Annotated in this window: 10 protein-coding genes; 3 read left to right on the top strand and 7 right to left on the bottom strand. The window is 39.9% G+C overall.

Features of this window, described 5'->3' with window-relative positions:
• Positions 1-13 precede the first annotated feature (13 nt).
• The 3 genes from H6A27_RS10455 to H6A27_RS10445 all read left to right on the top strand — a co-directional run bounded on the left by H6A27_RS10455 (position 14) and on the right by H6A27_RS10445 (position 6464).
• Entirely contained in the window at positions 14-1624 is a 1611-nt protein-coding gene (locus H6A27_RS10455) for a RagB/SusD family nutrient uptake outer membrane protein (RefSeq protein ID WP_204508636.1), read from the top strand.
• Between the two features lie 380 nt (positions 1625-2004).
• Positions 2005-3570, top strand: a complete 1566-nt coding sequence (locus H6A27_RS10450) for an ATP-binding protein (protein WP_204401636.1) — start codon at positions 2005-2007, stop codon at positions 3568-3570.
• Between the two features lie 137 nt (positions 3571-3707).
• Positions 3708-6464 carry a hybrid sensor histidine kinase/response regulator transcription factor gene (locus H6A27_RS10445; RefSeq protein ID WP_204508635.1) on the top strand — a complete coding sequence of 919 codons (2757 nt, stop codon included), beginning with the start codon at positions 3708-3710 and terminating at the stop codon, positions 6462-6464.
• 86 nt (positions 6465-6550) lie between these two features.
• Here the strand turns inward: H6A27_RS10445 and H6A27_RS10440 are convergent, their stop codons facing one another.
• From H6A27_RS10440 to H6A27_RS10410, 7 genes are all read right to left on the bottom strand, one after another.
• Positions 6551-7429: a carbohydrate kinase family protein gene (locus tag H6A27_RS10440; RefSeq protein WP_204508634.1), complete on the bottom strand. Its 879-nt coding sequence runs from the start codon at positions 7427-7429 to the stop codon at positions 6551-6553.
• A gap of 6 nt (positions 7430-7435) precedes the next feature.
• The gene (locus H6A27_RS10435) at positions 7436-8590 is read right to left on the bottom strand and encodes an MFS transporter (RefSeq protein ID WP_204508633.1); all 1155 of its coding nucleotides are present in this window, start codon (positions 8588-8590) and stop codon (positions 7436-7438) included.
• Position 8591: 1 nt separating this feature from the next.
• Entirely contained in the window at positions 8592-10379 is a 1788-nt protein-coding gene (locus H6A27_RS10430) for a glycoside hydrolase family 32 protein (protein ID WP_420867855.1), read from the bottom strand.
• Positions 10380-10418: 39 nt separating this feature from the next.
• Complete coding sequence (locus H6A27_RS10425) at positions 10419-12350, bottom strand: glycoside hydrolase family 32 protein (RefSeq protein ID WP_204508631.1); 1932 nt, start codon at positions 12348-12350, stop codon at positions 10419-10421.
• A 133-nt stretch (positions 12351-12483) separates the two neighbouring features.
• Positions 12484-14061: a glycoside hydrolase family 32 protein gene (locus H6A27_RS10420; RefSeq protein WP_204508630.1), complete on the bottom strand. Its 1578-nt coding sequence runs from the start codon at positions 14059-14061 to the stop codon at positions 12484-12486.
• Positions 14062-14077: 16 nt separating this feature from the next.
• Positions 14078-15478 carry a DUF4960 domain-containing protein gene (locus H6A27_RS10415; RefSeq protein WP_154043378.1) on the bottom strand — a complete coding sequence of 467 codons (1401 nt, stop codon included), beginning with the start codon at positions 15476-15478 and terminating at the stop codon, positions 14078-14080.
• 25 nt (positions 15479-15503) lie between these two features.
• Entirely contained in the window at positions 15504-17237 is a 1734-nt protein-coding gene (locus tag H6A27_RS10410; protein ID WP_154043379.1) for a RagB/SusD family nutrient uptake outer membrane protein, read from the bottom strand.
• Position 17238: the final 1 nt, after the last annotated feature.

Here is a 17238-nt window from a genome sequence, read left to right as displayed (position 1 = left end):
TATATTATAGTATATGAAGATAATGAAATATATGATACAGGCACTTATTGCCGGAGGCCTGTTTACATCGTGTCTTGAAGACGCTGACGTTACCGCTTATTTAACAGAAGATCAACTGGGCAGTGTGGCTCAGGAGGATCCGGACAAGACATTTTCGGCAGCAGTGGCAGGTATGTATTCTGACATGCAAAGTTATGTTGACACAGATATGAGTCATAATTATTTCGGCCAGAAGAGTTTTGACTATCTGACATCACTGATGGGTAATGATATGATTATGACCGGTCGTTTCGCAATGAGTCTCTATCATTATATGATAGATTACTGGCAGCAGAATTATACACCGACAAATAACAGATGGAAAGAATACTATCGAGTAATATCGAATGCCAATAATATTCTAAAACTTATCGATCCTGAAAGCACTGATCCGGCTAATATGAGATATAGAGCTATTGCTATGGGATTCCGTGGTTATGCTTACTTGTACCTGACATATCTGTATCAGTATTCTTACTATACAGGTGTAGATGGAACCAAGTGGGGACGTGGATCAAAATATGATTATTCCCAATCTCCATGTGTTCCACTTATTACAGAAAAGACAGAAGGAGACCAACCTCGTGCTACTGTTGCTCAAATAGATGAACAGATTAAGAAAGACCTTACTACATCTTTCAATTTGTTTAAAGAATTAGGTATGGAGCATACATCTTCACCTACTGACATGGACGGATGTGTAGTAGCCATGTATTTGGCTCGTGCATATATGGTTACTCAAGAATGGGATAAGGCTATAGAGTATGCACAAGTAGTAATAGACAATTTTGATATATTGAAAGGTGAAGATAATTTACTACAGGGATTCAGTAATATAAACTTGCCTGATGTTGTATATGGTTGTGACATTACAGCAGATAATACTGGAATATATAGGTCTTATTTCTCTCAGATGGATGCTTATGGTGATGGATATGCCGGCATCGGAGTATGGCGTGCTGCCTTCAAACCGCTGGTAGACCGTATTGCTGATAATGATATTCGTTTGAAATGGTTCTGTTGTGATCGTTCTACAGGAACTGACGTTAAAGGTGAAGACGGTACAATTAAGCGTGTTACAATGCTACGTGACACCAAATCACCTGCAGCAGTAGAATATCAGGCTGTGAAGTTTATCGGAACAGGTCGTGAAAACATCAAGGCAGGAGTATTTGCAGGATGGGAATTAGGTGATTATATTTACTTGCGTTCGGAAGAAGCATATTTCATGAAAATGGAAGCTTTGGCTCATCAGGGATCTAACGAAGCTGTAAAAGAACTCAATGAATTTATGAAAACCCGTCAACCTGATTATGAATATACATTTAGCAACAAAGCTGATTTGATTGAGGAAATAATATATCAGAAACGTGTTGAGTTTTGGGGTGAAGGTCTGGAATATATTGACAACCGTCGTTTGAATATTCCAGTTGACCGTACAGATGAAACTTGGGGTGCAGAAAACAACAATCATTTCTCTGCTGCAAAATTTAGACACGAGCAGGAAGATCGTAATTTCCTTTATCAATTACCTATTTCAGAAATAGAGAATAACTCTCAGATTTCTTCAAGTGACCAAAATTGATAAGTCAATATGCTCATTTTTAATAGATAAAACTATTTGAAATCGCATTTATAATCAGCCTATTGAGGTTAAAGTTTTCCATTCATAAAAATATAGGAAAATATTTAACTCAACAGGCTGATTTTGTATAAAAAATCAATTTTAATCGTCTAATCGTAAGCATTGTATTTATTGATTGCTTTTGAGTAAAAGACCGTAGAATAAACACAAATATGCCTAATCCATTAAGATGAAACGCAGCAAAAACTACGTTTCCTTTTTGTTCTTCACTCTGTTTGCATTATATTTGTGAAAAATCTTACACTGCATGTAATATATCTTGATAAAAAATAATATTGGATTTTTTGCTTGTGGGGTAAAAACGATAAAGTATTAGGCTTATGAAATATCCTATAGGAATACAGAGTTTTGAACAGATTATCGAAGACGGTTATGTTTATGTGGATAAGACGGATTTGATTTATAATCTGGCACATGAAGGGAAAATATATTTTCTGAGTCGCCCAAGGAGATTCGGCAAAAGTCTTCTTGTATCAACTCTTAAGAATTACTACCTGGGAAGAAAAGAGCTTTTCAATGGGCTTAAGATTGCTTCGTTGGAAAAGGACTGGAATGTTTATCCTGTATTCCATGTGGACTTCAACAGTACAAATTTTACTGAGAAAGAAACTTTAGAACAGAAGCTTAATTTTTATGTTACCGAGTGGGAGCTTAAGTATGGATTACCTGACAGAAGTGGTTTGCTTGGAATAGGTGACCGTTTTGTAGAAGTACTTCGTGCCGCTCATGAGCAGACAGGATTACGTTCCGTTGTCCTTATAGACGAGTATGACAAACCGATTCTTGATGTCCTTGACGTTGATGCATTCCTTGAAGACCGTCATCGGAATATACTAAAAGCTTTCTATTCTGTATTCAAAGGTGCAGATTCGCATCTTCAGTTTGTGCTTCTTACAGGTGTTACCAAATTCTCTCAGGTAAGTGTATTTAGTGGATTCAACCAGCCTAAGGATATCAGTATGGATGCCAGATACGAAACATTGTGTGGCATTACACAAAAAGAACTTGAAACATATTTTCAGGAGCCAGTTGAAGAGATGGCAGAAATATATAACTGTGATTATAATTTTATGCTTGCAGAAATGAAAAGGCAATATGACGGCTATCATTTCAGCAAGAAGATGACAGACATCTATAATCCTTTCAGCCTGTTGAATGCTCTTGATAGTAAAAGCATAGAAGACTACTGGTTCAAGACAGGAACGCCTACGTATCTAATCAGATTAATGAACCATTTTAATGAAAATATAAATGAATTAACTGGAAAGTATTATCGTCAGGAAGAATTTATTGATTATAAGGCTGATGTGGAAATGCCTTTGCCAATGATTTACCAGAGTGGATACCTTACGATAAAAGGATATGAAGAGTTTGGGAACCGCTTCCTTTTAGACTTCCCGAACAATGAAGTTAAAAATGGTTTTATTACTATGATTGCAACTTCTTACCTCCAGCCGGGTGAAAGAATTACAGGATGGATTTTTGACGTTCTTGATGCTATGCGTGCCGGGAATATAGAGAAGTTGGAACCACTGTTCACTTCGTTTCTTTCGAGCATTCCTTATTCCATGAGAAGAAAAGATAATGAAAGGGAAAAGGAAAGATATTTTCACTATACCTTTTATCTTATTATGAAACTGATTAGTGTTTATACAGTTTACACAGAAAAACAGCAGAGCCAAGGGCGAGTAGATTGTATAGTAGAAACTCCGAAGTACATATATATATTTGAATTCAAACTTGACGGTACGGCAGTTGAGGCCATTGAGCAGATTGAAAATAAAGGTTATGCTCGTGAATATATTTTGGATGGACGTAAAATTTTCAAAATAGGAGCAAGTTTTTCTTCAGAGACAGGTACAATCTCAGATTGGAAGATTGTATAATGAATACTGTTTGTGAGAAAATCATAGTAACTCAGAGAAACATCACCACTCCAACGACATTTGTAAATATTGCATATATTGATTACTTTTGCGTGAAAGACCGTAAAATATAAAATCAATATACCTAAACCAATAAGATGAAACACAGCAAAGTCAAACATATCGCAGACTATATCTATATAGCCATTTCATTTTTTCTGTTATTATTTATTTCGTCATGCACAAGATCTAAGTATGATTTTATTATAGGAGTCTCACAATGTAGCGACGACGAATGGCGCTCCCGCATGAACGAAGAGATAAAACGTGAGGCTCTGTTCTACCCTAACCTCAAGGTGGACATCAATACCGTTAAGGACAATAGCGACGAGCAGATAAAGGCCATAAATAATTTTATTTCAAAAGGAGTGGATTTGCTCATCGTTTCGCCAAACGAGGCTGAAGCTATTACTCCCGTGGTGGAAAAAGCGTTCAACAATGGCATTCCTGTGGTACTCGTGGACAGAAAAATAACCTCGGACAAATATACCGCTTTCGTGGGCGGCGACAACTATTTCATAGGGAAACAGATTGGAACATATATAGCGGACAGGCTGAACGGTGAAGGCAAGATTGTGGAACTTACCGGACTGAAAGGCTCTACTCCTGCACTGGAAAGGCAGAAAGGAATGAACGACGTGCTGAAAGACTTTCCTTCTATTGAAATAATAGCAACAGCAGACGCGGCATGGCTTAAAGCCAATGCGGAATTCAAGTTCGACTCCATTCTGTCCGGACATAAAGAGATTGATTTAGTCTTCGCACAAAATGACCGTATGGCATCCGGCGCATACGAGGCGGCCAGAAAAGCCGGAAGGGAAAAGGAAATGCTGTTTGTAGGTGTTGACGCGCTGGCAGGCGAGAAATTTGGTGTTGAGCTGGTGACAGACAGTGTTCTGGACGCGACATTCATTTATCCTACAGGGGGCGACAAAGCCATACAAGTGGCAATGGACATTCTTCAGGGGAAAAAATTCGAAAGAGAGAATCTGCTTTCATCTGCTCTGGTAAATGCAGGAAACGCGCGTATAATGCAGATGCAGACATCGCATATCAAGACTTTGGACGGGAAAATAGAAATCCTTAACAGGAAGCTTGATGCCTTCCTCATGAGATATTCATCGCAGAAAATGTTCCTTTACGCGTGTATCGTTATAGCAATCCTGCTTGCGGTACTGCTGTTCTTTGTTGTAAGGGCATACTGGATGAAAATCAGGCTTAACGCGGAACTTTCCAGGCAGAAACAGCAGCTGGAGGAACAGCGCGACCAGCTTATCGACCTATCGCGGAAACTTGAAGAGGCGACAAAAGCAAAACTGTCTTTCTTCACAAACGTGTCGCACGACTTCCGCACCCCGCTTACCCTCATTGCCGACCCGGTGAAAAGACTTATGGAAAGCGAGAATATTAACGACAACGAAAAGTTTCTGCTGGGCATTATAAACAAGAACGTTACCGTCCTTCTGAGGCTTATCAATCAGATTATGGATTTCCGTAAATTCGAAAACGGGAAGCTGGACATGCATCTCTCGGAATTCGACATCAGAGACTGCGTAAAAGAATGGGCAGAGGCGTTCAGGACGCTTGCGTACAGAAAACACATTACATTCCGGTTCAATGCCGAAGAAGGCGACTACAATGTAATAGCCGACGCGGAAATGATGGAGAGAATAACATACAACCTTCTTTCGAATGCCTTCAAGTTCACACCGGAAAACGGCAGTATAAACATTTCGGTGTGCAGAGAGGGAGACGACAGAATCACCATGAAATTCTCTGATACGGGCGTAGGCATGCCTGCCGAACACGTGAAACACATTTTCGAGAGTTTCTATCAGATAGACGTTCACCATGCCGGTTCCGGTATCGGCCTTGCACTTGTCAAAGCGTTCGTGGAAATGCATCATGGCAATATCAGTGTGGAAAGCGCGGAGGGCAGCGGCACTGTATTCACTATCAGTATCCCTGTAAAACAGGATGGAACAGTAACGGGAAGTGTTGACCGTAAAGCTCTCCTTACCAACCTTAAAGAAGGTGCTGTAGTTATGGCAGATCAGGAAAGTCTTAAGGCAGAGAGTAATAATGCAGGCAAGAAAGATGTATCGAAAGGCATAGTGCTTGTGATTGACGATAATCAGGATGTCAGGGAATACGTAAGATCTCTTCTGTGCAACCAATATTCAGTTCTCGAAGCCGCCAACGGAAGCGAAGGTATGAAACTCGCGATAGCCAATGTACCGGACATAATAATATGCGACGTAATGATGCCTGTAATGGATGGAATGGAATGTTGCCGACGTCTGAAAGCCGAGCCACGCACATCGCATATACCTGTAATGATGCTTACCGCATACTCAATGGACGAACAGAAGATAAAAGGATATGAATGTGGTGCGGACTCATACATCTCCAAGCCATTCAGTTCTGAACTTCTGATGGCCAGACTACATAATCTGATAGATAACCGTAAAAGGCTGAAGGATTTCTTCGGGGACAAGACTTTGGCAAATACCACTCCTCTGGCAGATGCGGACAAGGGGTTTGTGGAAAAACTGCGCCGTCTGATTGAAGAAAATATCGGCAATGCTGATTTCAGCGTAGAAGAAATGGGAGAACAGATAGGATTCAGCCGCGTACAATTGTACAGAAAGGCTAAAGCATTGACAGGATATACACCTAACGAATTGTTAAGGATAGCAAGGCTTAATAAGGCAAATGCTATAATAAAGACTTCAAGCGAAAAAAGTATATCTGAAATAGCATACGAAGTGGGATTCTCATCGCCATCATACTTCACCAAATGCTATAAAGAGTTCTTTGGGGAGAATCCTACGGATGTATTAAAGAAAAAATAAACATACAATAACGGCCGATGAACATTCAACAAACAGTGTTCACCGGCCGTCTTAATAATATTTTAAATCTGAACGCCTATTGAAAACTAGTCGAGATATACTTCCGGCAACACTGGCATCGCGCCGTTCTGTGTACATACGTATGCGGATACTTTTACTGCAAGTTCGTGAGCCTCACGTACTGACTTTCCTTTAAGGATGGAAGCTACAAATGTGGCGGTAAACGAATCACCTGCTCCTACAGTATCGGCAACAACAACCTTTGGAGTCTCTACGAAAGAAACACTGCCTGGAGTAAATACATAACTACCGTTCACTCCACATGTCAGAATCAACATCTTCAGGTTATACTTGGCCAGGAGAATCCAACACTTATCCTGAAGGTCAATACCAGGATAGCCGAACATACGGCTCACAGTCACAAGTTCCTCATCGTTTATTTTCAGAATATTACAATTGCGGAATGAATTGCAGAGTATCTCCTTGGTGTAAAATCCCTGGCGGAGATTGATATCGAATATCTTCAGTATATCATCACCTTCGGGCATGGCATCGAGGAAGCGGTTTATTGTCTCACGCGATACGACGCTACGCTGCGCCAAAGAGCCGAAACATACCGCACGTGTATGACGGGCAAGATCTTCAAGTCCTGGTGTAAAAGGAATATTATCCCATGCAACACCTTCCTTTATGTCATAACATGGAACACCTTCTGCATCAAGTTCCACCTGCACTGTACCTGTAGGATAAGGAACTGTCTCAACTATTCCGTAAAGTTTCTTCTCGCGGAAGTTCTCCAATATTTCAGTACCTAATTTGTCATCGCCTACGGCACTCACTACACGGCTGTTAAGACCGAACTGTGAAATATGATATGCAAAGTTTGCAGGGGCACCACCCAATTTCTTTCCTTCAGGAAGCACATCCCATAGTGCTTCACCCATTCCTACTACTAAATCATTCATAATGTGTTATTTTTTAAGTTTCATGGTATAAATCAATAAATAAATCACTCCTACTGCCATTACAGCTACCGCTCCGTCCTGACCGGCTGCATCAGAGGCAAATCCCATAAACAAAGGGAATACTGTTCCACCGAAAAGACCCATTATCATCAGACCTGATATCTCGTTCTTCTTTTCAGGCATTGATAGCAAAGCCTGGGAGAAGATTATTGAGAAGACATTTGAATTGCCGAAACCTATCAATGCTATGGAAGTATATATCACTGAATCGGCATCAGAAGTCAGCAGTCCAACCATGGCAGCAAGCATACAGAGGACACTTATCAGGAAAAAAGAACGTGCAGAAACCTTCTGAAGGATTATTGAACCCGAAAAACAACCGATGGTACGGAAGATGAAATAAAGGCTAGTAGCAAAAGATGCCTCATCAAGACTCATACCCAGGCGTTCCATCAATATCTTAGGAGCAGTGGTATTAGTTCCTACATCGATTCCGACATGACACATTATGCCGACAAAACAAAGCAGAATAAAAGGTGAACCAAGAAGTTTAAGACAATCGGCAAAACCGGATGCCTTGTCAGGACGTTCTTCTTCTATTGGTGTAGCAGAAAGCCAGAGAACAGCTATTACGGCTATTATCATATAGATGGGGAAAAGCACACGCCATCCCAAGCCGAAACTTGGCATTGCCTGAGTGGCTCCCCACATGGCTATGTAAGGGGCCAGGAATGAAGCTATGGCTTTTACGAACTGTCCGAATGTCAAGGAACTGGCAAGTTTATCTCCACTTATAATGTTGCTTAACAGCGGATTCAATGATGTCTGCATAAGGGCATTTCCTATACCCAACAAGGAGAATGAACAGAGCATCAGCATGTAACTGTCGCCGAATATTGGCAGAAGTAATGAAGCAAATGTTACAACAAGGCTTAACAGTACTGTTTTCTTACGGCCTATACGGTTCATCAGAATTCCGGTCGGCACCGAGAATATAAGAAACCAGAAGAATACCAAGGAAGGGAAGATGTTGGCCTGAGAATCACTCAAGCCAAGATCTGCCTTCACATAATTGGATGCTATTCCCACCAGGTCGACAAAACCCATGGCGAAGAAACAAAGCATCACGGGAATTAATTTATTTAGTTTTACTGTAGCCATATTACTTTATCTGATATATATTTATATTTTTAACCTTATACCTATTGCCGTCACTTTCAAATGTAATCATATCGTATGGTGCTGACGGGAACACACAGTTTGTCATAACGAATTCTCCATTATTGACAAAAGCCTCTACACTGGACTTGTCGACAAACAGACGAAGCTTCAATTCCTTGGATTTGCTTACAGGCATTTCTGTCACTGCAGGGAAATCTTTACTGAAAGATACTTCACCACTCTTCGAACGGTCCATTGCTAAAGTTTTTTTCACCGTATCATATGTTATCAGGACTTTCTCTCCTTTTCCGTTTGAAAGAGTGAATGATACTTCTTTTGATTTGCCCGGATTGATTGAGAGTTCTACTTCGTAAGCTCCGTTACCACTCTGTGGTGACAGTGATATTGTTTCAGCTTTGGCTACATTTACTGCCTTTATCTGTCTGCCATCTTTTCTTGCTTCAACCATTTCCTTACAAGGCTCCGATTTCAGGAATACACTTCCATTCTGTTTGAAAAGAGACAAATCGCGGGCTATGGTGTTTGCGCTGCGGTACTGAAGTGTCGGAACATTGTTTGCATACTGCCAGTTACTCATCCATCCTATGGCTATACATCTGCCGTCGGGAGCGTTGTTCCATGTCACTGTAGCATAATGGTCCTTGCCGTAATCCATCCATTTGGTTTCTTCAGGATAATTGTTTGTAAAAGTGCTGCCGTCAAAATCGCCTACAAAATACTGTGTAGCCGAGCCGCCGAAAGGACCTCCAGGATTGATATTGCATATAAGCACCCATTTCTTTTCCTTAGTACCTTCTACCGGGAGTTCTACCAGATCCGGACATTCCCATACTCCTCCATGGCATCCATGTCCTTCGCCGAATTCACTTTCCTTCGTCCAGTCTTTCAGGTTCTTTGAAGAATAAATTTCCATGTGCTGACCTACGGCAAGCATCATTACCCAATGTTCTTTTGGTGCATACCAGAACACTTTCGGATCGCGGAAATCTTTTTCTGAAGATGTCAAAATAGGATTATTCTCATATTTAATAAATGTCTTACCATTGTCAAGACTATAAGCCATACTCTGTGTCTGGCAGTCACCCCATGGAGTTTGTTTTGCTGAAGTATAGAATGCCACCACAGCGCCTTCGCCGAAGCCAGATGTATTGTTATGGTCAACCACACACGAGCCGCTGAAAATTGTTCCTATGGCATCGGGAGCAATTGCAACACCTTCATTTTTCCAGTTCACCAGGTCAGTAGAAGTAGAATGTCCCCAATGCATGTTTCCCCACATTGATCCGTAAGGGTTGTACTGGAAATACAGATGATAGACTCCATCCTTGTAGAACATTCCGTTAGGGTCATTCATCCATCCGTATGCTGGGGTATGATGATATGAAGGGCGGAATTTCTCTACACTAATCGACATATCGTCTGACTCTTTTATATCATTCCAACAAACAGAGTTCGAAGGAACACCCCTGACTATCATAATAAGACTGTCCTTGTCGAATTGTGACAAGTCAACCGGTACATAATAATCAGTCTTGCCACGAGATAGACGCACCTTCTGAACGTATTCTGTCAGGCTGCTGTTCTGATATACAAAATCTATCTCTCCTTCCGGTGCAGAGTCTTCCACCGGAATCAGCAGAAACTTTTTCTCCGGACTGATGTAAACGAAATTATTTTCGTTACCAAGATTTTTAACCCTGATTGCTGAATTCGCGTCCTGTATCCCCAAAGAGAATGCAAGCGACACGCAAAGGGCTGTGATTTTCATGCTATTCATATTTATTCTAATAATAGTTAATTCACAAATTTACTGTTTATTCCATACACTTTTTATATTCCAGGCCTTAAGACTGACTTTAGCAGTATTTCCATTCTCGGAGTATAATTCTACTCCTGTCTGATTATCACCGGGGAAAGTCAGTAAAGAGAAAACCAATTTTCCGTCACCGGCAAAAATCTCTACACTAGACTTATCTACAAAAATATGCAGTCTGAGTTTGCCGTCGGCAAGCGGAATATGTCCGTTCATCTTACGACTGAATCTCGGGATATCCTCCGAAGTACAGCTGGTTCTGTCGACAGTCAATAATGAAACCCTTGAGTCATATCTTACAGGAAGGCTGCGACCGTCGCCTGTACAAAGATTCAGACCTATCACATCGGGCTCAGTGAGAGTAAATGTCACATCCATCTCGTATACATTCTGTTCAGGAACGAAAGACGGTATTGCCATACTGCCTTTTCGGACTACTCCACTGTATTCTTTTTTATTTGTACGCAGTTTCTTCAGTTTGTCAAACGGTTTCTGAACCATGCGTACTCCATCAGGATATGTCTTTAAAGATATAGTGCGCGGAATAGACCAAAATCCCAAGCCTCTGGAGGCAGGTATTTCGCCCCTGGCATAATCCCAATTATTCATCCACCCCATCCATACAGTTTCATCAAGTGTACCGTCATAATCTTTAAAAGCTCTGGCAGCATAGAAGTCACTTCCTTCGTCCACCCATAAGGCATGCTCCATATTGTTAGTCATCAGCTCGTCAGAGAACATTATATGGTCAACACTGATAAAACCGAAATCCTCGCCGTCATAATCGTCATTTATCCTTATTCTGGCCTTACTTCCAATATAGTCTGAAACATTCCATCCATTCCATTTCAGATATGAAGAATTGCCGCCGGTAGCTGTTCTTACTACAGAATCATTGACAAGCAAATCAATACATGTCTTTCCGGGATGATTTCCGCCGGCAATAAGAAAGTTAATTGCCGTCGATGATATTACAAACTCCGGAGAAAGCAATGTTCCTTTCATTCTATCACCTCCACCGTATGACGAAGCCATACCCGAGCCAAGATGAGCAGAAGTGTTATTTCTGCGGGGCGACATCCAGAATGCCTCACCTTTGTATTTCCAATCTCCATAGTCATTCGCATCGAAATCTGCAAAGACATCACCTTTGAGTCCTTTACCTTCAAGCAGAAATTCTCTGCAATCTTCGTCCAACTCGAAAGATTTACCGTTGAAAGTACCAATAAAATACTGTCCTTTATTAGGACCAACAGATGTCATCAGTACCCATTTCCTATTGCTGGAATCTCCATCCAAAGGCAACTCATAGATATCAGGACATTCCCATATATTCTCGCACGACCCCAACTGTCCGAAATCACTCATCCAATCCCACTGCTTCAAATCTGCTGAAGAATAGAATCTGATTTTTCTCTCTATAGGCAAAGCTATCACCATTACCCATTTCTGCTCCGGCTCATACCAGAAGACCGTAGGATCGCGAAAATCCTCATAATTTATATCAAGCACAGGATTGCCTTCATAATAATGCATCAATCCGTCATCACCTTCTACTGAAAGTCCCTGCGACTGGATTTTATTTTTCTTATTTGCCATGGTATAGACAGCAATCACCTTGTCTTTGCCAAACGACGCTGTATTGTTCTTGTCGACTACACAGGAGCCGGTGTAATACATAAAACTGTTGTCATCGCCTACTACTGCTCTGGAAGCAGTTTCATTATAAGTCGTAAAATCTTCAGTGTAAGCTCTACCCCACCAAAACAAATTAAACTTTCCTTTATTATAAATCAATCCGCACGGGTCACCAATTCCACCTTTCTTGGGAGCAAAATGATAAACAGACCTGTAACTTTCATTATACTGAGAATATGAGACTGAAGAAAAAAGCGAAAAAGCCAATAGTGCAAATATTATTCTCATGTCCTTTAGATTAATAAGTTTTAGACTTTGAAACAAGCTACAACTGCCGTCTGCGGCTGTTTATCTAAAAAAAACCTAAACATAATAAAGATAAACAGCACGGAACGAACAGCAATAATTAATTATAGTCTATTTAATAATACATTACTTTCAAATCACTGACAGAAATATTTCCATCATAACAGTTGATAGACCAACAATTTTTCTGTATGCCATATACTCTGTTAGTATATGCCAGAACATCATTGATATATACTACACACACTGAATTATCCGTAAAGACTGTAACATTATATGTATTGTCGGCAGGTGATTCGAACGTATAGCTGTCTGCACCAGCTATAAATCCCATTCCCAAATTTCCTTCTTCCTCAAAATTCAGTTTTTTCTTACTTTCTCCTTCCGGATTTATAACCATGCTGTAGAATTTGTCTGAATCAGTACCACGGCATAAAGAAAATCCGAACTTGTCTGAGGCATCAGAGACCGAAACCTTAAATGTTATCTTGTTGTGTACATTAAGTCTGTTAAACAATACATAACCGCCAGAGGATAATGAATATGTTTCATTATTAATCTGAACACCTTCTTCTGATTGAGCCATAACTTTAATTTCTGATGTTTTAGCATATTTATCAGATATACCGTCAATAGCACCAAGTGTAATGGTTCCATCCTCATGTTGGATCAGTTTATGAGCAACCAAAGCCCCTGCCCACTGCGGTTCCGCAGGTGCAGCACCTACAGCTGTGTTATTATTACCCTCTCTAGTGGGACACCATCCCCAAATATACCTTTCAGTACCATTAGAAGCTGTTTTCCCTGCATAAAACCCTCTTGAATCAAGAAAGCCTTCATGAGCATCAGGCCAAACAGCATTGTCATTAAGTGTAGAATTCTTTAATTCATCAAGAGTACGTCCTTTGAAATATTGTACTCTTCTTATAGCAGAGTGTTTCTCAGAATATATCATGTACCACCAATCACCCATTTTGAAGATATCCGGACATTCATAGAATCTGTCCCACATCATAGTCATGAAAACTCCGTTATCCTGCCAATTTATCAAATCTTCAGACAAAAACTCAACTAAAGACCCTTTACCGTTTTTCATTGTTGATACTATCATGTGATACTTTCCGTCATCACCTTTAAACACAAAAGGATCACGGAAGTTTTTTACATCATATCCATATTGTCCCCCCTGAAGATAAAAAGTCTTATCTTTGATCCATGTCTTAAAATCAGATGATGTAGCAAGCATTATAACTTCTTGTGCAGATGTATGACCTGTATAAAAAGTATAATACTGCTTATTTCCTTCATTATAAATAGTTGAACCAGTACCTATTGCTGCATCAGCATCTGTTCTTGAGCCGTATGGTATTAATTCACCCATTGATGTATAAGAAGACATATCAGATGTCGAAACAGCCCATATTGGATGATAAGTATATTCAGGATTAGGACGAAAATCCTGAAGATACAGAATTTTGAAGTCTCCCGCAACCGGATCGTAGAAAGGCATCGGGTCACCTACATAACCTACATAAGGCTGATAGTACGTTCCGAAAGTTTTCTCATCGGTTGAAGAGAAGTAATTTGTTGTACCATCCCAGTCCTTTTGTGTAAGGACTGGAGATTCATCGTCACAGCTTGCAAATGACATTGCCATAGAAGCCAATAGTAAAGCATATATCATATTTTTCATAACCTTTTAGATTTGATTATTCACCCTTTAAATAATTGATTGCATTTTCTGTTAATTTAGCCACATTACCGTGATATCTATCGCCCGAAGCATCAACTCCATAAGAATACCAGTCATAACATCCTGAGCCTATACATACGATACCGCCTCTACCATTATTTGGAAGATATTCCCAAGCAACAACAGCACCGTCACCTCCATTTCCAATAGCTTTTGCTCCGTGTAGAATTTCCCAATCAGCTTCTGTAGGATAACCACCCCAATCGGAACCAATGTGCCATTGTGCGGTACTGTTAGTTATTCTATATCCTGCATCACAAGTATACACTTTATCACTTTCTCCAGAATTCATTACAAGATTCTGATAAAGAGCATGTTCCGTATTACCTTGAATGAAGAAACTCCAAGGTCCGGAAGTTATTTCACCACTTTCTTCAACCTGTCCCCAGCAATTATTAGGATTATTTCCATCTAATGTAGCACCTAATTTTACGGCATAATAGGAAGCAAACCTAGTCAGCAACAAACTACCGCCAGCTTCGTAGAAATCCTTTATTTTCTGTATGGCAGTCAGTGAAGAAGCTGCATTCTGATCAAATTTATCCATATTGTCTATTCCGCCGTCAATATGAAGATGCCACCACATAACTTTACATGAACTTAAATCTACAACTCCTTTAGCAATATCATCAAACGAAACATACTGTGAGGAAGGAACATTTAAAAGCATCCAGTTTGCAGCCTCTTTTTCTTCAGAATTTAAAGATTCAACATTCTCTGCCAAACCTACATAAAGGACTTCTGCAGCATCTGATTGTATTACAGAAACCGTATAAGTAGTTCTAGCTGTGTTGTTCTCAACCACAAATTCCACAGGAGAGGAATAGTCCAAATTGCTGTAGTTTTCCGGGGAAACAATTACAGTTCCTTCATTCATCTCAATATTTGCAGTAAGGGAAGAAATATTTTCGGAAGTAGGAATTCTTACTGTTATAACATTTGTTTCATGATTTATAACTCCAATATATCCATTCAGCTTAAATGATAATATTTTTGCCTCATCATGCTTTACATTTATTGTATAATCAAAAAAAGCATCCCCATTAACAACACGTACGCTTTGTGAAAAAGAGAAATTCACTATATCACCAGTCTTTATTGTAGCTTCTGCTCCTTCCGACAATTCCAACTGACTGACAGTCATAGCTTCTGTATCGTATGCATAAGGAACACCTATGGTTATACTGGCGTTCTTATTGTCTATAACCCCTTCATACTGGTCGTCAAGAACAATTTTATTGATAAATGTGTCTCCATCCAATGAAAGACTTTTATTCTCATTATTATCGCACCCAGACACAACAATCATGAACAATGCCAAGGACAATAGATACAGTTTATTTATATATGTTTTCATAATCATTCTCTTTTTAAAATATTTATTACCAACCTCCGCAATTCTGATCATAAATACCGTTGCTGGCACTTATCTGAGCAAAAGGTATAGGAAGATACTCATTCTTGTTTTTAGTAAAATGAGCATTTGAATATATTGTACAAACCTCTGCTTCCGCTGCATAATATGCGTTAAGAACTCTTTCAGCTTCACCCCAACGAACCAGGTCGAAAAATCTATCAGACTCCATGGCCAATTCAACACGACGCTCAAATTTAAGTCTCTCCAAAGCCTCTTCCTGTGTGAATGTACCATAATATGGTTCTACATCATACTTCACTCCGTACTCAGAAGGATAATTAGCTATCATCGCAGTGGAAGCCTTAGCTCTATTTCTTACACGATTAATCAGATCAATAGCTTCCTGAATTCTTCCGTCATTAAGCTGGATTAAAGCCTCGGCTCTCATAAGCAATACATCTGCATATCTCAATACTATGTGATTCATAGGAGTTCCCCACCAAGAACCTTTTACCAGATATTCACTTTCTGGATCAACATTCTGTTTAAGTGTTACATAGTAACCGTAAAGTCCATTACTTCTGCTCCATGTTGATGATTTATCCATCATAAATTCAGGATTAAACTCATAAGGAAGTCCTGGTATACCTACAGTAAGGAACAGACGAGGGTCCGCATTGTCTACACTCATGTCATAATCATCATCGTTGAAATTATCAAACAGCGGATGACCGTTATTGTCTGTCTTGAAAGCATTTACCAAATTCTGACTTGGTTTGTAAAAATCACAACCTCCATCAGTTACGCCAGGAATATTAGGTACAATAAGACCTGTAGACCAGTTACAGTTACCGTTTGTAGTACCATCATTGATAGAATACTGCATTGCCCACAAAGATTCCTTGCCGTTCTCATACTGAGGTTCTGGACGGAAATTATTATGGAAATCACTTTCCAAGTCATAACCACCTGCATTCATGATTGAAGCCTCAGTATATTCCACGACCTTTTTCAGGTCCTCAGCATTAATGCTTGTAACTTCATTTGTTTCCGGATTATCCTGTCTGTATGCCTTATACAGATAAGTCTTTGCAAGATAAGCAGCTGCTGCACCTCTTGTAGGTCTTCCTTTATCTGCTTGAGTATCAGGAAGATTTTCGTATGCAAACTGGAAATCGTTAGCTATCTGCTGCCAGCCTTCATCATTAGTATAAACAGTATTAGACAGATTATTATATTCCTCAGGAGAAAGATTTTCATCGTTAGCAATTACAATCTTCTTGAAAAGCTGTTTCAAGAGGAAATGTCCGTGTCCGCGCAAGAACCTCATTTCCGCTATTCTCTGCTGTTTGAGAGGATAAGTGTTTTCATCCATCTGATCGAGCAACTGCAATGCGGCATTTGAACGAGAGATACAGTTATAAAGTCTTTGCCACATATCGCTGATGTTCCATGCAGTAGTCATAATACCCTGTGAAACTTCAAGGTTATGGAACACGTCACCATCCTCTGTACCGTTTCCGCCTTTATAAGCGTCGTCTGAACGAACATCATAGTTCCACATTGAGAATGATGAATTTATATCCTCGGCTGAAATCCATATAGCGTATGCAGAAATCACCAGATTGTCTACATATTCTGGGTTATTAAGCTGTTCATTATCTATCGTACCTTGAGGGGTGTGACGGTCAAGGAAATCAGAGCAACCTGATGATAGTAACATTAAACTTATAATGAATATATTTATATATGTTTTCATA

Origin of the sequence: Bacteroides caecigallinarum (assembly GCF_016902295.1) — a bacterium.
Classification (GTDB): Bacteria; Bacteroidota; Bacteroidia; order Bacteroidales; family Bacteroidaceae; genus Phocaeicola; species Phocaeicola caecigallinarum_A.
The sequence above is the reverse complement of the archived record's forward strand: the minus strand, read 5'-3'. Positions and strand labels throughout refer to the sequence as shown.